This window comes from Pantoea sp. X-Soil-MYKO-1785 (genome assembly GCF_059730675.1).
Genome location: NZ_AP036000.1, coordinates 2,451,161 through 2,474,784, shown reverse-complemented (window position 1 = coordinate 2,474,784; position 23,624 = coordinate 2,451,161). Strand labels below are relative to the sequence as shown.

Genomic DNA, 23,624 nt, shown 5'->3' with positions numbered 1-23,624 from the left:
TATGGACATCAGCGATTTTTACCAGACGTTTTTTGATGAAGCCGATGAACTGTTAGCGGATATGGAACAACACCTGCTGGGTCTCGACCCGCAGGAACCAGACTCTGAACAGCTTAACGCCATCTTCCGCGCCGCCCACTCGATTAAGGGTGGCGCCGGAACCTTTGGTTTTACGGTATTACAGGAAACCACTCACATCCTGGAAAACATTCTGGATGGTGCTCGTCGCGGCGAGATGCAGCTCAGCACCGACATCATCAACCTGTTTTTGGAAACCAAAGATATTATGCAGGAACAGCTCGATGCTTATAAAACCGCGCAAGAGCCAAACGCGGAGAGCTTTAAATATATCTGTGAAGCGCTGCGTCAGCTGGCGTTAGAGGCTAAAGGCCTGCCGGTTGAAGCGTCCGCCAGTGCCGCGCCCGCTGCCAGCGCGCCCGCCGCCAGCAGCAGTGCGCTGCGGGTGCAGCTGATCGACCTGAAAGAGAAAGAAGTCGATCTGATGCTGGAAGAGATGGGCAATCTCGGCACTCTGACCAACGTGCAGAAGGGCAGCAACACGCTCGACGTCTGCATTGATGGCGTCGGTAAAGATGACATCGTTGCGGTGCTCTGCTTCGTGATTGATGAAGCCCAGATTCGCTTCCCGCAGGCTGAAGAAAACGCAGCGGCAGCGGCGGTTGTGCTGCCAGAAGCGCCAGTGGCAGCCGAAGTACAGAGCGCCAGCGTCACTGAACTGCCGGTCGCCGCGGTGAAACGCGAAAGCAAGCGCGTGGCGGCCCCGGCCAAATCAAGCGAATCGACCAGCATTCGCGTGGCGGTGGAAAAGGTCGATCAGCTGATCAACCTGGTTGGCGAGCTGGTGATTACCCAGTCGATGCTGGCTCAGCGTTCCGGCGAACTCGATCCGGTGGCCCACGGCGACCTGCTGAACAGCATGGGACAGCTGGAGCGTAACGCCCGCGATCTGCAGGAATCGGTGATGTCGATTCGAATGATGCCAATGGAATATGTCTTCAGCCGCTTCCCGCGTCTGGTGCGTGACCTGGCGAGCAAGCTCGGCAAAGAGGTGGAACTGACGCTGCTGGGCAGCTCAACCGAACTCGATAAGAGCCTGATTGAACGCATCATCGATCCGTTAACTCACCTGGTGCGTAACAGCCTCGACCACGGCATCGAATCACCCGACAAACGTCTGGCGGCCGGTAAAGTGGCGACCGGTAACCTGACGCTGTCAGCGGAACATCAGGGCGGCAACATCTGCATCGAAGTGTCCGATGACGGTGCCGGCCTGAACCGTGAGCGTATTCTGGCGAAAGCGCTCTCATCCGGCCTGCCGGTCAGCGAAAACATGAGCGACGAAGATGTCGGCATGCTGATTTTCGCGCCTGGCTTCTCAACCGCCGAGCAGGTGACCGATGTCTCCGGCCGTGGCGTTGGCATGGACGTGGTGAAACGAAATATCCAGGAGATGGGCGGTCACGTCGAAATCTCGTCGAAGCAGGGCAAAGGCACCACCATTCGCATTCTGCTGCCGCTGACGCTGGCGATCCTCGACGGCATGTCGGTTCGCGTGGCGGATGAAGTGTTTATCCTGCCGCTGAATGCGGTGATGGAGTCACTGCAACCGCGCGCCGAAGAGCTGAAACCGCTGGCCGGTGGCGAGTGCGTTCTCGAAGTGCGTGGAGAATATCTGCCGCTGGTCGAGCTGTGGAACGTCTTTGATGTGCAGGGGGCGAAAACCGAAGCCACGCAAGGCATCGTCGTCATTCTGCAAAGCGCGGGCAAGCGTTACGCGCTGCTGGTCGATCAGCTGATTGGTCAACATCAGGTGGTGGTGAAGAACCTGGAAAGTAACTATCGCAAAGTGCCGGGCATCTCCGCCGCCACCATTCTTGGCGATGGTAGCGTAGCGCTGATTGTTGATGTATCAGCACTGCAATCACTTAACCGTGAAAAACGTGTGGCCGGCGCTGCCGCCTGATTGATAACGAAAGGGTAAATAACATGAATGGAATGGCAACCGTGACAAAAATCGCTGGCGAAACTGTGGGTCAGGAGTTTCTGGTCTTCACGCTGGGCGACGAAGAGTACGGCATCGATATTCTCAAAGTTCAGGAAATTCGCGGTTACGATCAGGTAACGCGTATCGCCAATACGCCTGAATTTATTCGCGGCGTCACCAACCTGCGTGGCGTGATCGTGCCGATTATCGACCTGCGGGTGAAGTTTTCGCAGCCCGATGTTGAATACAACGACAACACCGTGGTGATCGTACTGAATCTTGAGAACCGCGTGGTCGGTATCGTGGTGGATGGCGTCTCTGATGTGCTATCACTGACTCAGGATCAGATTCGTCCTTCACCGGAGTTCGCGGTCACTATGTCGACCGAGTACCTGACCGGGCTGGGCGCACTCGGCGAGCGGATGCTGATTCTGGTGGACATTGAGAAGCTGCTGAGCAGCGACGAAATGGCGCTGGTGGATAATCTGCGTAGCGCGTAATCCCAACGTCACAGGCCGGATATGCCCGGCCTGTGACCGTTTCATTGCTGAATAATTTCTTTATTTTTCAATCAATAAAATTCTGTCTGGCCTAATTTCCCGCTATCGCCTGCCGATAATCACCTTGCTGCTTTACCACTTACATTTTTCAGGGTTAATCATGTTAACGAAAATCCGCGTTGTCACCAGTTTGCTGCTGGTGTTGCTGATGTTTGGGCTGTTACAGGCCTTTTCCGGCTCCGTTTTTTATTCCGCCCTTAGCCACGACAAACAAAGTTTTGCCGTTTCCCAGCTGGCGATGCAGAACACCCAGGCGCTCAATGATGCCTATATGAGTCTTAACCAGAGTCGGGTGTTACTGACCCGCATTCAGCTGCGTTTCGCCACCAGTAAACTGGAAGGCAAACCGGCGGACGTAGCCGGACTGTTTGACGACAGCAAAGGCTTCCAGCAGGCGGCGGCCGGTTTTTACAAGGTGTTCAAAGAGACGCCCGATACGCCGGGACAAAATCTGCAGCTTAACCAGCAGCTGGATCAGCGCTACAGCGCCTATGCCGATGCGCTGACTGCGCTGCAGGTCGCGTTGCAGTCTGACGATCTGGTGGCGGCCGGTAACGCCCCGGTGGCACCCAGCCAGAGTGCGTTTCTGAAGTTATATAACGACTGGCGTACCGATCAGAACCGCCTGACCACCATCGGTGTTGACGAGAACAGTTCTGCCTACAGTCGGATGCTGTGGATACTCGGCACCATCATGGCGGTGGTGGCAGCAGTGATCATGCTGTGCTGGTTCGGTCTGCGTAAGGTATTAATTACCCCACTCAACACCAACATTACTCATATTCAGCACATCGCTCAGGGCGACCTGACCCAGCCGATCGCGGTTGAAGGCCGTAATGAGATGACCCAGTTGGCGGCCAGCCTGCACGATATGCAGCAGTCGCTGGTGCGCACCGTGAGCAACGTACGCGAAGGTTCTGACGCCATTTTCACCGGCGCCAGCGAAATTTCTGCCGGTAACAATGACCTCTCGGCCCGCACTGAACAGCAGGCGGCTTCGCTGGAGCAGACCGCTGCCAGCATGGAACAGCTGACCGCCACGGTGAAACAGAATGCCGAAAACGCGCGTCAGGCGTCGCAGCTGGCGTTAAGCGCGTCGGAAACGGCGCAGAAAGGCGGCAATGTGGTCGATGGAGTGGTGAAAACCATGCGTGACATCGCCGGCAGCTCGAAGAAAATTGCCGATATCACCAGCGTGATTGACGGCATCGCCTTCCAGACCAACATCCTGGCGCTCAACGCCGCGGTAGAAGCCGCACGCGCCGGTGAACAGGGTCGCGGTTTTGCCGTAGTGGCCGGTGAAGTGCGTAATCTGGCCCAGCGCAGCGCCCAGGCCGCCAAAGAGATTAAAGGGCTGATTGAAGATTCGGTTAATCGGGTGAACACCGGCTCCCAGCTGGTCGGCACCGCCGGTGAAACCATGAACGATATCGTCAATGCGGTGACCCGCGTGACCGATATCATGGGCGAGATTGCCTCGGCGTCGGATGAGCAGAGTCGCGGTATCGACCAGGTCGGCCAGGCGGTCACCGAAATGGATCGCGTGACTCAGCAGAACGCCTCGCTGGTGGAAGAGTCCGCTGCCGCGGCGGCCTCGCTGGAAGATCAGGCCAGTCGCCTCAGCCAGTCGGTGGCGGTGTTTAAGATCCAGCGCGCCGCTGCGGGCCAGGCGTTGACTAAACATCTGCCGATTGCCGCACCGGTGACGGCGCTGGCGCCGCGTAAAGCACTGACCGCACCGGTCAGCGATACCCACTGGGAAACGTTCTGATCACGCGCGCGCCCCGTCTGCATAGCCGGGGCGCGCACCCGCGCTTTTTCTCCCGCCAGCCTGACTAAAGCCAAACCCACCGTCCTGCCGCAATATCATTAATTACAAAAGCCGATTGTCGCTGAAAAGCGGCGAAAAGCGTTAACACATCGCCACTAACCGCCGATATAGCCGCTGCACCTTAATCAACCTGCAGGGGAACAAGATGTTAAAAAGAATAAAAGTGGTGACCAGTCTGATCGCGGTACTGGTGATCTTTGGCGCGCTCCAGCTGCTGTCCGGCAGCCTGTTCTGGTCGGCGCTGAACACCGACAAAGCGGCGTTTGCCCTGTCGCAAGTCGCCAATCGTAACGTCACGGCGATGACCGACGCCTATATTTCACTCAACAACAGCCGGACCACGCTGAACCGCGCCATGCTGCGACTGCAAACCAGCATGGCTTCGCAGATGAATGGCGGCCAGCTCGACGATCTGATGAACAAAGCCAACGCGCAGTTAGCCGAAGCCGATCGTCACTTCCAGGTTTATTACAATCTGCCGGGCACCGCAGGCATGGAGGTATCGCTGCGCGACCGGCTGGAAGCCGATTACGCCCGCTACGACAGCGGCCTGAAAGAGATGGTCAAAAGTCTGCAGGCGCGCGATCTGGAAGGGATGTTTAAACAGAATATTGAACAGAAACAGGTGGCGATGCAGGGCAGCTACGGTGAGTGGCGCGCCCGTCAGACCGCGCTGGCTGAGCAGGGCATTGCCCAGAACCAGCAGGCCTTTACTCAAATGATGTGGCTGCTGGGCGTGATTGCCGTGTCGGTACTGGTGGTGATCGTCGCCTGCTGGTTCGGCCTGCGTCAGGTATTGATTCAGCCGCTGCAACAGCTGCTGGCACATATCCGGGCGATCGCTTCCGGTGATTTGACGCAGCCTATCCTGGTGGAAGGACGCAATGAAATGAGTCAGCTGGCGGCTGGCATTCAGGAAATGCAGCAGTCGCTGGTGATGACCGTCAGCAACGTGCGTGACGGATCTGACGCCATCTTTACCGGTGCCAGTGAGATCGCCGCCGGCAATAACGATCTCTCCGCCCGTACCGAAGAGCAGGCCGCTTCACTGGAGCAGACCGCCGCCAGCATGGAGCAGCTGACCGCGACGGTGAAACAGAACGCCGACAATGCGCGTCAGGCATCACAGCTGGCGCTGACCGCGTCAGAAACCGCCCAGCAGGGCGGCAAAGTGGTTGATGGCGTGGTCAGCACCATGAAAGAGATCGCCGGCAGCTCGAAGAAGATTGCCGACATCATCAGCGTGATTGATGGCATCGCCTTCCAGACCAACATCCTGGCGCTCAACGCTGCGGTGGAAGCCGCCCGGGCCGGTGAGCAGGGTCGCGGATTTGCGGTGGTGGCCGGTGAAGTGCGTAACCTGGCGCAGCGCAGTGCTCAGGCAGCCAAAGAGATCAAAGGGTTGATCGAAGATTCGGTGGCGCGCGTTAACAGCGGCTCACTGCAGGTCGAAAGCGCCGGCAGCACCATGAACGATATCGTCGGGGCGGTGACCCGCGTGACCGACATCATGGGCGAGATCGCCTCTGCGTCTGATGAGCAGAGCCGTGGCATCGAGCAGGTCGGCCAGGCGGTCACCGAGATGGATCGCGTCACCCAGCAGAACGCCTCGCTGGTTGAGCAATCCGCCGCTGCTGCTGCCGCACTGGAGCAGCAGGCCAGCGTGCTGACCCAAGCCGTCTCGGTTTTTAAAGTCTCCCGCGCGTAATTTCTCTCCTCTCCTCACGGCGGCCGCGGTAAAGCCGCCGCCGTGCATAAAGTTCCCCCCGGATGCGCCGATAAACAGTAGCGAATCGCCAACCAATGAGGTGTGTATGTTTAGTCGTGTACGTGTTGTGACCGGTCTGCTGTGCGTGCTGGCGCTGTTTGCGCTGCTGCAGCTGTTTTCCGGCGGAATGTTTTTCAAAACCGTTAGTTCAGATAAAGAAAATTTTGCTTATAACCAGCGTTTAAACACGCTGCAGCAGGCGATGGGCACCTCATGGGTTTCGCTGGTTCAGGCGCGTAACACCCTTAACCGCGCCGGAATTCGCTTTCTGCAGGATGCGCAGATGTCGGGATCGGGCGCCACGGTGAAAGAGCTGGTGGCGCTGGCAGGCGAGGAGCTGAAACAGGCCGAGATCGGCTATCAGCAGTTCAACGCCAACCTGTCAGAGAAAGGTAAAAATGCCGATAACGTCAAAGCGCTGCAGGCCAATTATCAGGCCTATCACGACGCCCTGGCGGAGCTGATGGTGTTTTTTAACAGCGGCAACTTCAAAGGCTTTGTCGATCAGCCGACCCAGAGTTATCAGGACAAGTTCCAGAAAGATTACAACGCCTGGCTGGAATACAACCTGGTGCTGGCGAAGCGGGGCGTTCAGGCTAATGAACAGGCCTACACCCGCTCCATCACCATCGTGATCGCCACGCTGGCCGTCACCCTGCTGATGATTATCCTGGTGTGGAACGTGATGCGCAGCGTACTGATTCGCCCGTTGCGTCAGAGCATTGAGCATATCCAGCATATTGCGCGCGGCGATTTAACCCAGCCGATTGACCTTTCAGTGCGTAACGAAATCGGCGAGTTGCTGACCTCATTACAGCACATGCAGCAGGAGCTGGTGCGCACCGTGCGTACCGTGCGCGACGGGTCTGACGCCATTTATACCGGTGCCAGCGAAATCGCCATCGGCAATAACGATCTCTCTTCGCGAACCGAACAGCAGGCCGCCTCGCTGGAGCAGACCGCCGCCAGCATGGAGCAGCTGACCGCCACGGTGAAGCAGAATGCCGAAAACGCCCGTCAGGCATCGCAGCTGGCGCTCAACGCCTCAGAAACCGCGCAGCAGGGCGGCAAAGTGGTGGATGGCGTGGTCACCACCATGAAAGAGATTGCCGGCAGCTCGAAGAAAATTGCTGATATCACCAGCGTGATCGACGGCATCGCTTTCCAGACCAATATCCTGGCGCTGAACGCCGCGGTGGAAGCGGCCCGTGCCGGTGAACAAGGCCGTGGTTTTGCGGTAGTGGCGGGTGAAGTGCGCAGCCTGGCACAGCGCAGCGCGCAGGCCGCGAAAGAGATCAAGGGCCTGATTGAGGACTCGGTCAGCCGCGTCAATACCGGCTCGGTGCTGGTAGAGAGCGCCGGCGACACCATGAGCAACATCGTCAGCGCGGTGACGCGCGTGACCGACATCATGGGCGAAATCGCCTCGGCGTCGGATGAGCAGAGCCGCGGTATCGATCAGGTCGGTCTGGCCGTGACCGAGATGGATCGGGTTACGCAACAGAACGCCTCGCTGGTTGAAGAGTCGGCGGCGGCGGCGGCGGCACTGGAAGATCAGGCCAGCCACTTAAAACAAGCGGTCTCAGTGTTCAATATTGGTAAAGAATTTGTCGCCCAGGCCGTTAACAAGACAACGGCGACAAAAAGCCTTCAGCTGGATGCGCCGTTAACCGTTGCCCGTCAGTCTGCCTCGCGCGGTGACGACAACTGGGAAACCTTTTAATCGCCTGGAAAGCCCGACCACCCTGTGGCAGTCGGGCATCGCAGCAGAAAATTAATGTGTTTTAGTTCAGGCCAGGTGCAGAAATGAAAAAATCGACATTCGAGCAAAATGAGACGACAACGCTGCTGTCGCAAATGGTGCAGCGCTTACCGCTCTCGGATACGCATTTCCGTCGCATCAGTCAGCTGATCTATCAGCGTGCCGGTATCGTGCTGGCCGATCACAAGCGCGAGATGGTTTACAACCGTCTGGTTCGTCGTCTGCGTACGCTGAATATTGATGATTTCGGTCGTTACCTCGCGCTGCTGGAACACGATCCTAACAGTGCGGAGTGGCAGGCGTTTATCAATGCCCTGACCACCAACCTGACGGCGTTTTTCCGCGAGGCACACCACTTTCCAATTCTCGCGGAGCATGCCCGCAAGCGCCAGGGGAATTTCAGCGTCTGGAGTACCGCTGCGTCAACCGGTGAAGAACCTTACTCGATCGCCATGACGCTGGCCGAAACGCTGGGTACCGGACCGGGTAAGTTCCAGGTTCACGCCAGCGATATCGACACCCAGGTGCTGGAGAAAGCGGTGGCCGGTGTTTATCGCCAGGAGGAGTTGCGCACGCTGTCACCGGCGCAGCTGCAACGCTTCTTCCTGCGCGGCACCGGTCCTCACGCCGGGATGGTGCGGGTGCGTTCCGAACTGGCCAGCATGGTCAGCTTTGCCCAGCTCAATCTGCTGGCCAATGACTGGGCGCTGCCGGGCCAGTTCGACGCCATTTTCTGCCGCAATGTGATGATCTATTTCGATAAAGAGACGCAGGAGAAAATTCTGCGTCGGTTTGTTCCTCTGCTTAAGCCCGGCGGCATTCTGTTTGCCGGTCACTCCGAGAACTTCAGTCAGATCAGTAAAGAGTTCTGGCTGCGTGGACAAACCGTCTATGGACTGACGAAGGAAAGATGATGAGCAAAATCACCGTGATGTGCGTAGATGACTCTGCGCTGATGCGGCAACTGATGACGGAAATCATCAATAGCCATCCGGATATGGAGATGGTCGCTACGGCGCCCGATCCGTTAGTCGCCCGCGATCTGATTAAGCAGTTTAATCCGCAGGTGCTGACGCTGGATGTTGAAATGCCGCGCATGGATGGCCTCGATTTCCTCGAAAAACTGATGCGTTTACGGCCGATGCCGGTGGTGATGGTCTCCTCGCTGACCGGCAAAGGTTCGGAAATTACCCTGCGGGCGCTGGAGCTGGGCGCGGTGGACTTCGTCACCAAACCCCAGCTCGGCATCCGTGAAGGGATGCTGGCGTACAGCCAGATGATTGGCGACAAAATTCGTGCGGCGGCGCGCGCCCGACTGCACAACCGGGCGGCGATGCCGGTGCCGGTCACGCTGAAGGCGGGTCCGCTGCTGAGTAGTGAGAAGCTGATCGCGATTGGCTCCTCTACCGGCGGCACCGAGGCGATTCGCCATGTGCTGCAGCCGCTGCCTGCGACCAGTCCGGCGCTGCTGATTACCCAGCATATGCCGCCAGGTTTTACCCGCTCCTTTGCCGAGCGTCTGAACAAACTGTGTCAGATTACGGTGAAAGAAGCGGAAGACGGTGAACGTATTCTGCCGGGACACGCTTACATCGCGCCAGGTGCGATGCACATGGAACTGGGACGTAGCGGCGCCAACTATGTGGTGAAACTGAATGAAGGCCCGCCGGTCAACCGGCACAAGCCTTCGGTGGATGTGCTGTTCAAATCGGTGGCGATCAACGCCGGACGAAATGCGGTCGGCGTGATCCTCACCGGCATGGGCAACGACGGCGCGGCCGGGATGCTGGAAATGCATCGGGCCGGCGCCTGGACCATTGCCCAGAATGAAGCCAGCTGTGTGGTATTTGGCATGCCGCGAGAGGCGATTGCCACCGGCGGCGTGAGCGAAGTGGTGGATTTAAGCAACATCAGCCAGCACATGCTGGCGAAAATTAGCGCCGGACAGGCATTGCGTATTTAACAGGCCCGTCCTGCCGGGCGAGACAACACAGGAGTAGATATGGCTGATAAAAACATGCGCTTTTTGGTAGTAGACGACTTCAATACGATGCGTCGTATTGTACGTAACTTACTGAAAGAGCTGGGCTTCAATAACGTAGAAGAAGCAGAAGATGGTGTGGATGCGCTGTCAAAGCTGAAAGCAGGGGGTTTTGACTTCGTCATTTCCGACTGGAATATGCCGAACATGGATGGCCTGCAGCTGCTGCAAACCATTCGTGCCGATGCTGCGATGAGCAGCCTGCCGGTATTGATGGTGACCGCGGAAGCGAAGAAAGAGAACATTATTGCTGCCGCCCAGGCCGGCGCCAGTGGCTACGTAGTGAAACCATTTACTGCTGCGACGCTGGAAGAAAAGCTGGGCAAAATTTTCGAAAAACTGGGCATGTAAGGAGATGTGATGAGCGACCTTCCGAAACCAACTGAGGATGCCTCGGCACACGACATCATTACCCGCATCGGCTCTCTGACGCGTATGCTGCGCGACAGCCTGCGCGAGCTGGGGCTGGATAAAGCCATTGCCGATGCGGCTGAAGCCATTCCTGATGCCCGTGATCGTCTGGATTATGTGGTGCAGATGACGGCGCAGGCCGCCGACCGTGCGTTGAACTGCGTTGAAGCGGCACAACCGCATCAGGATAAGATGGAAGCCGGGGCAACCCAGCTGAAAGGGCGTTGGGACCAATGGTTTGAAAACCCAATTGAACTGGCCGATGCGCGTGAGTTGGTGACGGATACTCGCGAATACCTTGCTGCCGTGCCGGATCACACGTCCTTTACCAACAAGCAGCTGCTTGAAATTATGATGGCGCAGGATTTCCAGGACCTGACCGGTCAGGTGATCAAACGCATGATGGATGTTATCCAGGAAATTGAGCGCCAGCTGTTGATGGTGCTGCTGGAAAACATGCCGGAAGTCAGTGCCGAGAAGCGTCAGGAAGGTACCAGCCTGCTGAACGGTCCGCAGATCCACACCGATGCACCGGGCGTGGTGGCGAACCAGGATCAGGTTGATGACCTGCTGGACAGCTTAGGATTTTAATCGCCCCCGTCAGCCTGCGGGCTGGCGGGATGCGTTGCCGTCCCTTTCTCTCACGGGGCCACCAGACGGTGGGCCCGCTCTGCTTTATCAAACTCATCCGCCAAAGAACGCCTGTTTTTCCCGTTTTATCTGCGCTTTAACCCCAGCCAGTTTTGGCATTCTATGCTCAGAATTCCTGCCAACCGAGGTTTGTCGTGGCTGAAGAAAGCGACGAGGACAAAACAGAATCGCCCACCGCGCACCGACTTGAAAAGGCGCGAGAAGATGGGCAGATCCCGCGTTCGCGCGAACTGACCTCATTACTGATGCTGCTGGCCGGCATTATGATCCTGTGGATGGGCGGCACCATGATGGCGCACCGTCTGGCGGGCATGGTGGCGACCGGTCTGCGTTTTGATCACGGCATGGTGACCGACGACAAAATCATCATCAGCCATATCGGCAGCCTGATTGGCCAGGCGTTAATGGCGCTGCTGCCGCTGATGGGCGGACTGGTGCTGGTGGCGATTGCGGCGCCGATGCTGCTGGGCGGTATTGTGATCAGCGGCAAGTCGATCAAGGTCGATTTCACCAAGCTCAGCCCGCTGGCCGGTTTCAAGCGGATGTTTGCTGGCCAGGCCTGGACGGAGCTGTTCAAAGGCATCCTCAAAACCGTGCTGGTGGGCTGTGTTGCCTGCTGGTACATCTGGGCTCACTGGCCGGAGATGCTGCGGCTGATCAGTGAATCCCCGATCAACGCGCTGGTGCACGGCATGGATATGATTGCCATCTGCTGCACGCTGGTGATGCTGGGTCTGGTGCCGATGGTCGGATACGACGTTTTCTGGCAGCTCTACAGCTATTACAAAAAGCTGCGCATGTCGCGTCAGGAAATCCGCGACGAACACAAGCAGCAGGAGGGTGACCCGCACGTCAAAGGGCGTATCCGCCAGCAGATGCGCGCCGCCGCCCGCCGCCGGATGATGGCCGACGTGCCGAAAGCCGACGTGATCGTCACTAACCCGACGCACTATTCGGTGGCGCTGCAGTACAACGAGAAGAAGATGAGCGCGCCGAAGGTGATTGCCAAGGGCGCGGGCGAGATTGCTCTGCGAATTCGTGAACTGGGTGCCGAACACCGCATTCCGGTTCTGGAAGCACCGCCGCTGGCGCGTGCGCTATACCGACACACTGAAATTGGACAGCACATTCCGGGCGCGCTCTATGCGGCCGTGGCGGAAGTGCTGGCCTGGGTCTGGCAGTCACGCCGCTGGAAGCGCGAAGGCGGCCTGATCCCGGCCAAACCGAAAAACCTGCCGGTCCCGGCAGAGATGGACTTTGCAGGAGAGAGCAAAAACGATGGCTAATAACCTGGCCGCAAAACTACGTTTACCGGGCAACTTTAAAGATATGCAGTGGCAGGTGCTGGCGGGTCCGGTGCTGATCCTGATGATCCTGTCGATGATGGTGCTGCCGTTACCGCCGTTCATCCTTGATCTACTGTTCACCTTTAACATTGCGCTGTCGATCATGGTGCTGCTGGTGGCGATGTTCACCCAGCGAACCCTGGAGTTTGCGGCATTCCCGACCATTCTGCTGTTCTCCACCTTGCTGCGTCTGGCGCTGAACGTCGCCTCGACTCGTATCATCCTGATGGAAGGACATACCGGTGCGGCCGCAGCAGGTCAGGTGGTTGAGGCTTTTGGCCACTTCCTGGTCGGCGGCAACTTTGCTATCGGTATCGTGGTATTCATCATCCTGGTCATCATCAACTTTATGGTTATTACCAAGGGTGCTGGCCGTATCGCCGAAGTGGGCGCGCGCTTTGTGCTTGACGGGATGCCCGGTAAGCAGATGGCGATCGATGCCGACCTCAACGCCGGTTTAATCGGCGAAGATGAAGCTAAACGTCGCCGTTCAGAAGTGACTCAGGAAGCGGACTTCTACGGCTCGATGGACGGTGCCAGTAAGTTCGTCCGCGGTGACGCCATCGCCGGTATCATGATCATGGTGATCAACGTCATCGGCGGCCTGCTGGTCGGCGTGGTGCAACACGGTATGGACGTGGGGCACGCGGCGGAAACCTACACCCTGCTGACCATCGGTGATGGCCTGGTGGCGCAGATCCCGGCGCTGGTGATCTCCACCGCCGCGGGCGTTATCGTCACGCGCGTAGCAACCGATCAGGACGTTGGCGAGCAGATGGTGACCCAGCTGTTCAAAGATCCGCGCGTGCTGATGCTGAGCGCCGGCGTCATCGGCCTGCTCGGGCTGGTGCCGGGCATGCCAAACTTCGTCTTCCTGCTGTTTACCGCCGCCTTACTCGGTCTGGCCTGGTGGCTGCGCGGCCGGGAAATGCAGCCGAACAACAAGAAGTCGGAAGTGTCTCTGGGCAGCATGAGCAAAACCCCGGAAACGCCGGCTACTGCCGAAGCCTCGTGGACCGATGTGCAACTGGAAGATACGCTGGGGATGGAAGTGGGTTACCGCCTGATTCCGATGGTCGATCATCTGCAAAATGGTGAGCTGCTGGGACGTATCCGCAGTATCCGTAAAAAGGTGGCGCAGGATGTCGGCTTCCTGCCGCCGGTGGTGCATATCCGTGACAACATGGAACTGCCGCCGGCGCGCTACCGCATTCTGATGAAAGGGGTCGAAATTGGCAGCGGCGATGCCTATCCGGGCCGCTGGATGGCGATCAACCCGGGCACCGCAGCGGGCAGTTTGCCGGGGGAGGCAACCGTCGATCCGGCATTCGGTCTGGCGGCCGTCTGGATCGACAGCGCCCTCAAAGAGCAGGCGCAAATTCAGGGCTTTACCGTGGTTGAAGCCAGTACCGTGGTGGCAACTCACCTGAATCACCTGATTGGACAATACGCCAGTGAGCTGTTTGGCCGTCAGGAAGCACAGCAGTTGCTGGATCGCGTGACGCAGGAGATGCCGAAGCTGACCGAAGATCTGGTGCCGGGGGTGATCAGCCTGACCACGCTGCACAAGGTGCTGCAAAATCTGCTGGTGGAGCGGGTGTCGATTCGCGATATGCGCACCATTATCGAAACTCTGGCCGAGCATGCGCCGGTACAAAGCGATCCGCAGGAGCTGACCAGCGTGGTGCGCGTGGCGCTGGGTCGCGCCATTACTCAGCAGTGGTTCCCGGGCAATGATGAAGTGCAGGTAATAGGACTGGATGCCACGCTGGAACGCTTGCTGCTGCAGGCGTTGCAGGGCGGTGGCGGACTGGAGCCAGGCCTGGCCGATCGGCTGTTAAGCCAGGCGCAGGCGGCGTTACAGCGTCAGGAAATGCTTGGCGCACCGCCGGTGCTGCTGGTCAATCATCCGCTACGCGCCTTACTGGCTCGCTTCCTGCGCCGCAATCTGCCGCAGCTGGTGGTGCTGTCTAACCTCGAACTGAGTGACAACCGTCAGATTCGTATGACCGCCACCATCGGAGGCAAATAATGCGCTGGATGATGACGTTTGGATTAATGCTGCCGCTGCTGGTTCAGGCAGCTGGTGGCGCGTGGCAGGCCAGCGCCAGTGGTCCACTGCTGGCTAACCGCGGCAGCTGGCAGCGCAGCCAGCCGCTGACGGCACCGGCTAACCTCAGCGGCGAGATCAGCGTGGTTAACTGGCGCTATCAGCTGAGCAAACCGGCCCCGTCCGGACTGGAAGTGCGGTTGTGCGGCGCGCAACGCTGCACTACGCTGGAAGGCGCCAGCGGCACCACCCGTGGCCTGGCGCATCTCAGCGCCGATGAAACGCTGCATATGGTGTTTGGTTTTGCCGGCAGCGGGGCGCTGCCGCCGGGCCTGCGGGTGGTCAGCAGCGAAGTCATGGTGAATTACCAGTAGCGGCGGGCGTATCAGGCATTGACGCCTTTCATCCCTTCGGCTGAATACCTGCCGCCTTTAATCTCCACCTGCTGATGAATCTGGTTCAGTAACGCGACATCAGCCGCCTCCAGTACCACGTCACCGGCCTGCGCATTTTCGGTCAGATAAGCCAGCCGTTTGGTACCCGGAATCGGCACAATCCTTTGATACTGCGCCAGCAGCCACGCCAGCGCAATCTGGCCCACGGTACATTGATACTTCTGGCTTAGCGGCCGCACCACCTCCAGCAACTGCGCGTTATGATCGAGGCTGGCCTGCTGGAAGCGGTCATTATTTTTACGGAAGTCGTCTGCGGCAAAATCACTGTTGTTAAGGTATTTGCCGGTCAGAAAGCCACGGCCGAGCGGCGAGTAGGGTACCAGTCCGATATCGAGTTTTTTCACCATTGGCAAAATCTCCGCTTCAATATCCCGGGTCCATAAAGAATATTCTGTCTGCAGCACGGCGACCGGATGAACCGCATGCGCTCGCTGCAGAGTGGCTGCTGACACTTCACACAAACCGATATGTCGAATCTTCCCTTGCTTAACCAGCTGGCTCAGACAGTCCATGCTCTGCTCAATGGGCGTCGACTCGCTGACGCGATGCAGGTAGAACAGATCGATCTGCTCGACGCCCAGCCTTTTCAGCGAGGCGTTGCAGCACTGAATGAGGTAATCGGGCTGATTATTGATGACGCGGGCATAGGCCTGATCGGCAGCCCGCTCAATACCGCATTTGGTGGCGACCTTAATCTGCTGCCGGCTGCGGGTATCCAGCCGGGCAAGGAACTCACCGATTAGCTGCTCATTGTGGCCGCGGCCATACAGGTCTGCGGTGTCGATAAAATTGATATCCAGATCGATGAGAGAATTAAGCAGTTGCAGCGCGCTGCTGTCGTCGGTCTTGCCATAAAATTCACTCAGTCCCATTGCACCATAGCCAATTGCACTGACGTTCAAATCCTGCGTGAGGTTTCGGGTTTTCATCATGTCTCCTGTTAAGTTGACCCGATTATTCCACCGCCTTTTTAGTTAATGAATTCGCATTTTGGTTATCCAGTAAAGGTATCAGCGAGATCACCACAGCGAGCAGAGCAGGTGAGTTTTATCGAAAAGCAGGAGAGGTTGCGCAAGGGATTCAGGCTGAAGGGGAATCGTCATCAATGCAGGCAAACGCTGCCGGCAGGGTTCACATCCGCAGGATCAGCAGTTGCCATGATGCTTTATCGCAGCCAGGGCTTATTGCGGTGGAAGTGGGTGACAGAGTAAGGCCTGAGCGTCGCGGACCGCCTGACGCTTTTCATCGGCGCGGATCACCGCATACAGATCGATATTTAACTGCTGCGCGGCAGTATCGGTCAGTTCCCGATAACAGAGTCCTTGCTGATTGAAGGTGCATTTAGACTGGGGCAGTAGTGCGAAGCCCTTGCCCCGGGCGATGTGTGACAGCATCACCAGCGAATCGTCAGGCTCTTTGATCCGTTTAAGCGTCACCGGCAACTGTGAAAAGTAGCGTTCGCACTTATCGTAGAACAGCGGGTTAGCACTGCGCGGGAACCAGAAAAGCGGTAAATCGGCGATGTCTGCCAGCGCAACCTGTGATTGCCGGCTGGCCGGGTGCAGGGTCGGCAGCGCTACCCGCAGCGGTTCGCGACAGATCCATGCATAGCTTGCCGTCTGGTCTGAATCCGGCCCTTGTTCGCCGGTAATAATCAGATCGAGGCTGTTTTTTGCCAGGCACTGCAGCAGCTGCGCCGAGCTCAGATCGGGCGTTTCGATCTCATCTTCCCCCTTCAACTGGCGGAGCCGGGCACTGACCGCCTCGATAAAGTCGAAATTCAGCGTCCGCGTCAGGCCGATGCGTAAACGGCCTGGCGTCATGGTGGCGTCAGTTTTCAGTTCGCTGAGTTGTCTGAGGATAGCTTCAGCCTTTAGCATAAGGTCACGTCCGGCGTCGGTCAGGCTGACATCGTGAGTGGTACGGTGAAATAATTGCTGTTCCAGCACCGCTTCAAGGCACTGAATCTGCCGGGTTAACGGCGGCTGGGTCATCCGCAGGCGTTCCGCCGCCCGGCGAAAGTTGAGTTCATGGGCTACCGCAAGGAAACATTGCAGTTGCTTAACGCTGGGAAGATGGGTGCTGATAAGGTGCGCGGGCATACTCATTGCGTCATCCTGCCGATCAAAGGCGGCTGTTTAAGCCTGAATAGCCGATAAAGGACGCAGCCGGATTGGAACTCGGCGCGGAGGCGGACGAGAGCCGTCGCCTCCGCGCCGCCGGGGATTTACATGCGCTCGACGGTATCAATACCGAGCGTATCCAGACCCTGTTTCAGCGTCTTCGCGGTCAGCGCCGCCAGCTGCAAGCGGCTCAGGCGCGTTGCGTCCGATTCGGCGGTCAGGATCGGGCAGTGCTCGTAGAAACCGGAGAACAGACCGGCCAGATCGTACAGATAGGCGCACATCACGTGTGGTGTGCCGTCACGCGCAACCTGGGTGATCACCTCTTCGAACTGCAACAGACGGGTTGCCAGCTGCGCTTCACGTTCTTCGCTGATCACAATCTCTGCATCCAGCGCTGCGGCATCAATGCCCGCTTTACGGAATACCGACAGGACGCGGGTATAGGCGTACTGCATGTAAGGGGCGGTATTACCTTCAAACGCCAGCATGTTATCCCAGTCAAAGATGTAGTCGGTGGTGCGGCTTTTTGACAGATCGGCATACTTCACGGCACTGATGCCCACCACTTCTGCCAGTGCTTTCACTTCCGCTTCGCTCATCTCCGGATTCTTTTCACGCACCAGGCTATAGGCGCGCTGATAGGCTTCATCAAGCAGATCGGCCAGCTTGATGGTGCCGCCGCTGCGGGTTTTGAAAGGACGACCATCTTTGCCCAGCATCATGCCGAACGCGTGGTGCTCCAGCGGGACCGACTCCGGGACATAACCCGCTTTGCGCACAATGGTCCAGGCCTGCATCAGGTGCTGATGCTGACGCGAGTCGATGTAGTAGAGCACCCGATCGGCTTTCAGGGTTTCATAGCGGTATTTAGCACAGGCGATATCAGTGGTGGTATAGAGATAGCCGCCATCCTTTTTCTGGATGATCACGCCCATCGGTTCACCTTCTTTGTTCTGGAACTCATCCAGGAACACCACGGTAGCGCCTTCACTTTCTACCGCTAACCCTTTTTGCTTCAGGTCTGCGACAATGCCTGGCAGCATGTCGTTGTAGAGGCTTTCACCCATCACATCCTTGCGCGTCAGGGTGACATTCATGCGGTCATAAATTTTCTGGTTCTGACTCATGGTAATGTCGACCAGCTTTTTCCACATCTGACGGCAATATTCGTCGCCGCCCTGCAGTTTGACCACGTAGCTGCGTGCGCGCTCCGCAAACGCCGGGTCTTCGTCGTAGGTCCGTTTGGCTTCGCGGTAGAAGGCTTCAAGATCGGCCAGCGCCATTTCGGCGTGATGCTCGTTCTGCTGTTTCTCAAGGAAAGCGATCAGCATACCGAACTGCGTACCCCAGTCGCCGACGTGGTTAGCGCGAATCACCCGATGGCCGAGAAACTCCAGCGTACGGACTGCGGCATCACCGATAATCGTGGAGCGAACATGGCCGACATGCATCTCTTTGGCGACGTTCGGGGCAGAGTAGTCAACCACGATGGTCTGCGGTTCAACCTGCTGTACGCCGAGGCGCGGCAGACTCAGCGCTTCACGGGCGTGGGCCGCCAGCCACTGGTGGTCGAGGAAAATGTTGATGAAGCCCGGTCCGGCAATTTCAACTTTACTGGCGATGCCGGTCAGGTCGAGATGCTGAATCACTGCTTCCGCTAATTGTCGCGGTGCTTGCCCCAGCTTTTTCGCCACGGCCATAATACCGTTGGCCTGATAATCACCAAACTGGACCCTGGCGGACTGACGAACCTGCGGTTCGCAATCGGCGGGAGCGCCGGCTAAAACCATTGCCTGACTGACTTTTGCGGAAAGAAGAGACTGAATATTCACCGGGTTACCTTCATGTGCTGAACAACGCCCGAACCTGTTGATCCGAGCCGTCATCATCTTGTCTGGCAGCCTTGCGCAACGGCGCAATAGCAATGGAGCGCACAGACAAAATGGAAAAAAATGAGGGGAAAAGTATACGTGAAATGTCGGTGGGCGTCAGCAGTTGGATGAAGCGGGGAAACAGAGCCGAAGATGTTTCCCGGTGGCTTTAACGACGTCGCAGATGACGGCGAGGGTTCTTGACGCTTTTATCTTCACGCACCTTCCAATGGCGGGAGATTGCAAATCCCATCAGTGCGATCAGGACAGCGACAACGATGAGCATAGACATAGAGCCATTCCTTTTGGTTGTGTTAGGTCAAATTTATAAGAAACCCGGGATGGCTGCAATTGTTTGGCTGCCAAATAAGAGTTATCTTATTGTATTAAAGAAGGCTAATATTTTCAGTCGTTTAAGGTACTTTCATCAATTAACTCATGGACCTAAAGAGGGGATTAATCCGAATTGAAAGCTGTTCTTATAGGCTTTTGCGCCAATTTTTTGGCTAAATAGGATGAATCTTATGATTTTGTGGCGCGCAAGGCAGAGCAGCCAATAGGTTTTAAAGTTAAAAGTTATTAAACAAATTAAGAGGAATACCCGTTGTGAACAGACCTTTTCCCACAGAATTGGACGATTTAAAGACGGATTTACGACGGTTTGAAGAATCGTTGCAAAATTTTGCTGACAGGCTGGGTTTATCCCTTAACCATCTTGAAGTCGACCACATCGCGCTGCGTTGTCATCAGGACGCGACTGCCGCGCGCTGGCAGCAAGGACTACAGCAGATCGGCCATCTGTTTTCTCAGGCGATGATTAACGGTCGGCCAATATGCCTGTTTAAGCTGCATCAGCCGTTACAGGTGGCGGGTTTAGCGCTGGATGTGGTTGAACTGCCGTGGCCCGGCGAAAAGCGTTACCGTCATGAGGGATGGGAGCACATTGAGGTGGTGTTGCGCGGCGATCATCAGACGCTGGGCGTGCGTGCCATGGCGTTATTATCGGATGACGCGCTGACGCAGCCGGGCATTTCGTTCAAGACCAGCTCGCCGAAGGGCGAGAATGAGCGTCTGCCCAATCCGACCCTGGCGGTAACGGATGGGCAGACGACGATTAAATTTCATCCATGGCGACTGGAGGAGATTGTCGCCAGCGAGCAGGACTAAGGGCGGGCGGCAACGGCGCGCTGTAGTCGGGCGACCGCTTCATCGAGCAGGGCGCGGGTACAGCCAAAGTTGAGGCGAACACACTGGTCGTCGCCAAACTCGCGCCCGGCAGAGAGTCCCAGTCCGTGTTTTTCAAAGTAGAGCGCCGGACTGGCCACGCCGAGGCCGCGCGCATCGATCCAGGCGAGATAGCTCGCCTCCGGTGCCGCCACGGATAAGACGGGCAGCTTGTTGACCTGCGACACCAGCCAGTCACGGTTGCTGCGCAGGTAAGCATTCTGCGCGCTGAGCCAGGCACTGCCGTCGCGCCAGGCGGCTTCCGCCGCCGCTAAGGCCAGAATATCGACCTCGGGTACGATGCCTCGTCTCATCTTATTAAAGCGGGCGCGCAGTTCAGCGTTGGGAATGACCGCCATCGAGGCGCCCAGACCGGCGATATTAAAGCTTTTGGACGGTGACATCAGCGTAACAGAGCGCTGGGCCGCATCCTCACTCAGGCTGGCGAACGGAATATGCTGCACGCCGGGCTCCAGCAGCAAATCACTGTGGATCTCATCGGAACAGACAATCAGGTCATGCTGCCGGGCAAATTCCAGCTGCGCCTGCAGTTCGTCATGGCGATAGACCGTTCCACCCGGATTTTGCGGATTGCACAGCATCAGCAGCCGCTCTTTACCGGTCATCTGGCCGTCGGCCGCCGCCAGATCCAGCACCCAGCGTCCCTGTTGCAGGCTCAGCGGCAGATTAAGCTGCCCGCGCTCAGCCATTTTTGCTGCGCCACGAAAAGGGGGATAAATCGGCACAGGGGCGATGGTCAGCTGATCCGGTGCGGTGAAAGCCCGTACTGCCAGATTTAACCCGCTCACCACGCCCGGCAGTACCACGATCCACTCGGGATTAACGTGCCAGTTATAGCGCGAGGCCAGCCATTCAACGGCGCTGTTGATAAAACCAGTGGGCTTATCGCCATAACCAAAAATGCCATGTTCGGCACGGGCTTTTATCGCTTCGATTACGCAATCAGGCGATCGAAAATCGGTATCTGCCACCCACAACGGCAGAATGTCCTGGTCCGCATATTTGTTCCATTTAAGGCTATCGCTGTGACGACGGTCTATCCGTTGGTCGAAATTGAATGCCATAGTTAACTTTCCCGGTAAACTCATTCCAGCAGTCAGACTAACTGATGAATCTGCCTTGAACCAGAGTCATGTAAAGGAGAAAAGAATGACCACACTGGAAATTTGCTGCTATGGCGTGGATTGCGCAGTGACCGCGCAGCAGGCCGGCGCCGATCGGGTTGAACTCTGTGCCGCGCCACGTGAAGGGGGCTTAACCCCGTCTGCCGGCATGCTGAATGCTGCCCGGCGTGAAGTGTCAATTCCGGTTCATCCCATTGTCCGGCCGCGCGGCGGCGACTTTTGCTATACCACACGCGAGTTTGAGGCGATGAAATCTGACGTAGCCCTGATTCGCGAACTTGGCTTCCCGGGCCTGGTGATCGGCATGCTGGACGAAGATGCGCATATCCATCGTGGGCAGATGCGGCAAATCATGGCGCTGTGCGACGGCCTGGCGGTGACCTTTCACCGTGCCTTCGACCTTTGCCATAGTCCGAAACGCACGCTGGAGGAGTTGACCGATCTCGGCGTGGCCCGCATTCTGACTTCCGGTCAGCAGCAGAGTGCGGAGAATGGAATTGCACTGCTGAAGGAACTTAATGAAGTGAGCACGGGTCCTATCATTATGGCAGGTGCCGGTGTTCGTCTGAGTAACCTGCAAAAGTTCCTCGACATGGGAATACGTGAAGTCCACAGCTCGGCAAGCCGGTTAGTCGCTTCGCCAATGCGCTACCGCAAAGCGGGTGTTTCCATGTGTTCTGAAGCCGAAACCGATGAGTTCAGCCGCTATTGCGTTGATGGCGATGTGGTAGAGGCGATGAAAAGCGTGATGCAGATGAGCACCGTCCGGGTGGCCTGAATCACTTCCGATTTTGCCGCGCAGCACGCCGATCATTGACGTGATGTTTGCAAGTACCAAACCCCAGTATGCTTGCTGGGGTTCTTTTTGCCTGCAGTTCCTCTTTTTTCCTTTATTCACCGGCTTCTATTCACCGGCTTCGCGCGGATGCTCCTTCTGATGCGGGGGGTAGATTTTCTCCACGCCCAGTCGCTTCACGGCCTGACGCCACGCCCGCTGGCCGCAGTAGTCGCACTGCTGATCAGGCTGTTGCTCACGCTGCACCACGTAACCGCAATGACCACAGGCGAAACAGCCCTCCACCGCAATATGCTGGTTAAAGGTTTCGTTCTGTTCGGGCAGCAGCCACAGTCCGCTACGCGGCTGTTGATAGAGCAACAGGCTGACCCGGCCCGACGGTTCCAGCCAGGCGCGCCGGACCTCACCCAGATGCTGAACGCCCATTGAACGCAGTTCCGAGAATGCCCGATCGCGCGAAAATTCAGCGTGGTGCAGATGCTCCAGCGCCAGCCGTCCATCTATCACCAGCAGCGTGGCATCGCCCTGGGTCAGCACTTCGAGCCGATGTGAGAAAAAGGTACTCCAGGAGAGCAGGCGAAAACAGCCGAGCAACGTAATCAGCAACACGATGGTGGTCAGAATACCTTTGTCAGGTGTCTGCAATGGCGCACCAATCGCGGCGCCCAGCATGATCATAATCGCCAGATCGATAATGCTTAACTGACCGGCAAAACGACGGCCCATCAGCCGCAGCACCAGCAGTAATATCAGATAGATAAACAAAAAACGCAGCAGCACTTCACCGGCAAAGGTCCAGGGCGCTTCACCGATCAGCCAGCGCTGGATAATGTCACGCATCGTCAGTCCTCCAGCGCCGTTGAGGCAGGGAGCCAATGGTGCGCATGGCAACAGTGGCAGGCGCTATCGACGGGCGTATTGCGGTCCGCCAGATTACCGCAGGATAAGCAGACCTGATGCGCTTCGGTTGCCATCGCCGCGATCAGGGCCTTATCGCTGCGAGGCACAATCGCCAGTCCGGGGCGCGGGGTGTCGCTCCACACCAGGGTTAACGCACCCGAAGGCTCGATGTATATCCGGCTAAGCTGCCCCAGATGCTGAACGCCACGGCCGCGCAGCAGAGAGAACAGTTTTTCGCGCGACAGCACGGTGGCGCGCAGCGTTTCCAGCCTCAGGCGGCCCTCATCCAGCACCACCCGTTCGCGGCCCGTCAGCAGACGATCGACGCCGCGGGAACGCAGGCTGAGATGGCCAGCCAGATGCTGCAGCGCCAGCAGGCTGATAATAATCACCAGCGGTGGCAACAGCCCGCGCTTGTCATCCAGCAACGGGACGCCCATGGTACCGGCCAGAGTAACCACCGCGGACAGTTCGAACAGCGTATATTGTGAAGCGACGCGACGACCCAGCAGGCGTAATGCGATAATAATCAGCACAAAGCAGATCACTGCACGCCCAATAACCTCCAGCAGTAACGTCGGTGGATTCTGACCAAAAACCAGACGTGCAATGTCGGATAACACGATTTCATCCTGCTTCATGACTCACCGTACCCCTATTGACGACTTTCAGAGTGAAAAAG

The 23,624-nt window shown here is 57.5% G+C and carries 21 protein-coding genes; 14 read left to right on the top strand and 7 right to left on the bottom strand.

Annotation, left to right across the window (positions count from 1 at the left end; all coding sequences use genetic code 11):
* Position 1 precedes the first annotated feature (1 nt).
* The 12 genes from cheA (at position 2) to flhE (ending at position 14,799) form a co-directional block, all read left to right on the top strand.
* Complete coding sequence (cheA, locus tag AC6I8D_RS11915) at positions 2–1,984, top strand: chemotaxis protein CheA (protein WP_312057503.1); 1,983 nt, start codon at positions 2–4, stop codon at positions 1,982–1,984.
* A 23-nt stretch (positions 1,985–2,007) separates the two neighbouring features.
* Entirely contained in the window at positions 2,008–2,505 is a 498-nt protein-coding gene (cheW, locus tag AC6I8D_RS11910; protein ID WP_031376437.1) for a chemotaxis protein CheW, read from the top strand.
* A gap of 160 nt (positions 2,506–2,665) precedes the next feature.
* Positions 2,666–4,336, top strand: coding sequence for a methyl-accepting chemotaxis protein (locus AC6I8D_RS11905; protein WP_497820238.1), 1,671 nt, complete (start codon positions 2,666–2,668; stop codon positions 4,334–4,336).
* Between the two features lie 205 nt (positions 4,337–4,541).
* Entirely contained in the window at positions 4,542–6,104 is a 1,563-nt protein-coding gene (locus AC6I8D_RS11900) for a methyl-accepting chemotaxis protein (RefSeq protein WP_312057501.1), read from the top strand.
* 106 nt (positions 6,105–6,210) lie between these two features.
* Positions 6,211–7,887, top strand: coding sequence for a methyl-accepting chemotaxis protein (locus AC6I8D_RS11895; protein WP_312757284.1), 1,677 nt, complete (start codon positions 6,211–6,213; stop codon positions 7,885–7,887).
* A gap of 83 nt (positions 7,888–7,970) precedes the next feature.
* Complete coding sequence (cheR, locus tag AC6I8D_RS11890; RefSeq protein WP_031376439.1) at positions 7,971–8,840, top strand: protein-glutamate O-methyltransferase CheR; 870 nt, start codon at positions 7,971–7,973, stop codon at positions 8,838–8,840.
* Positions 8,840–9,889 carry a protein-glutamate methylesterase/protein-glutamine glutaminase gene (locus tag AC6I8D_RS11885; protein ID WP_312057447.1) on the top strand — a complete coding sequence of 350 codons (1,050 nt, stop codon included), beginning with the start codon at positions 8,840–8,842 and terminating at the stop codon, positions 9,887–9,889. Before cheR ends, AC6I8D_RS11885 begins: the two co-directional genes overlap by 1 nt.
* A 39-nt stretch (positions 9,890–9,928) precedes the next feature.
* The gene (cheY, locus tag AC6I8D_RS11880; protein WP_046288263.1) at positions 9,929–10,318 is read left to right on the top strand and encodes a chemotaxis response regulator CheY; all 390 of its coding nucleotides are present in this window, start codon (positions 9,929–9,931) and stop codon (positions 10,316–10,318) included.
* Positions 10,319–10,327: 9 nt separating this feature from the next.
* Complete coding sequence (gene cheZ, locus AC6I8D_RS11875) at positions 10,328–10,969, top strand: protein phosphatase CheZ (protein WP_031376442.1); 642 nt, start codon at positions 10,328–10,330, stop codon at positions 10,967–10,969.
* 194 nt (positions 10,970–11,163) lie between these two features.
* Positions 11,164–12,315, top strand: a complete 1,152-nt coding sequence (flhB, locus tag AC6I8D_RS11870) for a flagellar biosynthesis protein FlhB (protein WP_312057445.1) — start codon at positions 11,164–11,166, stop codon at positions 12,313–12,315.
* Entirely contained in the window at positions 12,308–14,407 is a 2,100-nt protein-coding gene (gene flhA, locus AC6I8D_RS11865; RefSeq protein WP_312757279.1) for a flagellar biosynthesis protein FlhA, read from the top strand. The genes flhB and flhA overlap by 8 nt, the downstream gene beginning before the upstream one ends.
* Positions 14,407–14,799, top strand: a complete 393-nt coding sequence (gene flhE, locus AC6I8D_RS11860) for a flagellar protein FlhE (RefSeq protein ID WP_312057442.1) — start codon at positions 14,407–14,409, stop codon at positions 14,797–14,799. Before flhA ends, flhE begins: the two co-directional genes overlap by 1 nt.
* Positions 14,800–14,810: 11 nt before the next feature.
* On the opposite strand, the gene AC6I8D_RS11855 is transcribed toward flhE, so the two are convergent.
* The 4 genes from AC6I8D_RS11855 to AC6I8D_RS11840 form a co-directional block, all read right to left on the bottom strand.
* A complete protein-coding gene (locus tag AC6I8D_RS11855; RefSeq protein WP_497820678.1) occupies positions 14,811–15,809 on the bottom strand; it encodes an aldo/keto reductase in 999 nt (332 codons plus the stop codon).
* 252 nt (positions 15,810–16,061) lie between these two features.
* On the bottom strand, positions 16,062–16,988 hold the full coding sequence (locus tag AC6I8D_RS11850; protein WP_497820237.1) for a LysR family transcriptional regulator: 927 nt from the start codon (positions 16,986–16,988) through the stop codon (positions 16,062–16,064).
* 119 nt (positions 16,989–17,107) lie between these two features.
* Positions 17,108–18,838: an arginine--tRNA ligase gene (gene argS, locus AC6I8D_RS11845; protein WP_312057439.1), complete on the bottom strand. Its 1,731-nt coding sequence runs from the start codon at positions 18,836–18,838 to the stop codon at positions 17,108–17,110.
* A gap of 208 nt (positions 18,839–19,046) precedes the next feature.
* The gene (locus tag AC6I8D_RS11840; RefSeq protein ID WP_009089698.1) at positions 19,047–19,169 is read right to left on the bottom strand and encodes a hypothetical protein; all 123 of its coding nucleotides are present in this window, start codon (positions 19,167–19,169) and stop codon (positions 19,047–19,049) included.
* Between the two features lie 314 nt (positions 19,170–19,483).
* Here AC6I8D_RS11840 and AC6I8D_RS11835 point away from each other — a divergent pair, with 314 nt between their 5' ends.
* Positions 19,484–20,044, top strand: coding sequence for a VOC family protein (locus AC6I8D_RS11835; RefSeq protein WP_312057438.1), 561 nt, complete (start codon positions 19,484–19,486; stop codon positions 20,042–20,044).
* Here the strand turns inward: AC6I8D_RS11835 and AC6I8D_RS11830 are convergent.
* Positions 20,041–21,186 carry a MalY/PatB family protein gene (locus AC6I8D_RS11830; RefSeq protein ID WP_497820236.1) on the bottom strand — a complete coding sequence of 382 codons (1,146 nt, stop codon included), beginning with the start codon at positions 21,184–21,186 and terminating at the stop codon, positions 20,041–20,043. The genes AC6I8D_RS11835 and AC6I8D_RS11830 overlap by 4 nt on opposite strands.
* 85 nt (positions 21,187–21,271) lie before the next feature.
* Between AC6I8D_RS11830 and cutC the strand changes: the two genes are divergently transcribed.
* On the top strand, positions 21,272–22,024 hold the full coding sequence (gene cutC / locus AC6I8D_RS11825; protein ID WP_312757270.1) for a copper homeostasis protein CutC: 753 nt from the start codon (positions 21,272–21,274) through the stop codon (positions 22,022–22,024).
* A gap of 126 nt (positions 22,025–22,150) precedes the next feature.
* Here cutC and AC6I8D_RS11820 read toward each other — a convergent pair whose 3' ends face one another.
* Positions 22,151–22,882 (bottom strand): DUF421 domain-containing protein, encoded by a 732-nt coding sequence (locus tag AC6I8D_RS11820; protein ID WP_497820235.1) that lies wholly within the window; start codon positions 22,880–22,882, stop codon positions 22,151–22,153.
* A gap of 2 nt (positions 22,883–22,884) precedes the next feature.
* The gene (locus AC6I8D_RS11815; protein WP_497820234.1) at positions 22,885–23,583 is read right to left on the bottom strand and encodes a DUF421 domain-containing protein; all 699 of its coding nucleotides are present in this window, start codon (positions 23,581–23,583) and stop codon (positions 22,885–22,887) included.
* Between the last annotated feature and the right edge of the window lie 41 nt (positions 23,584–23,624).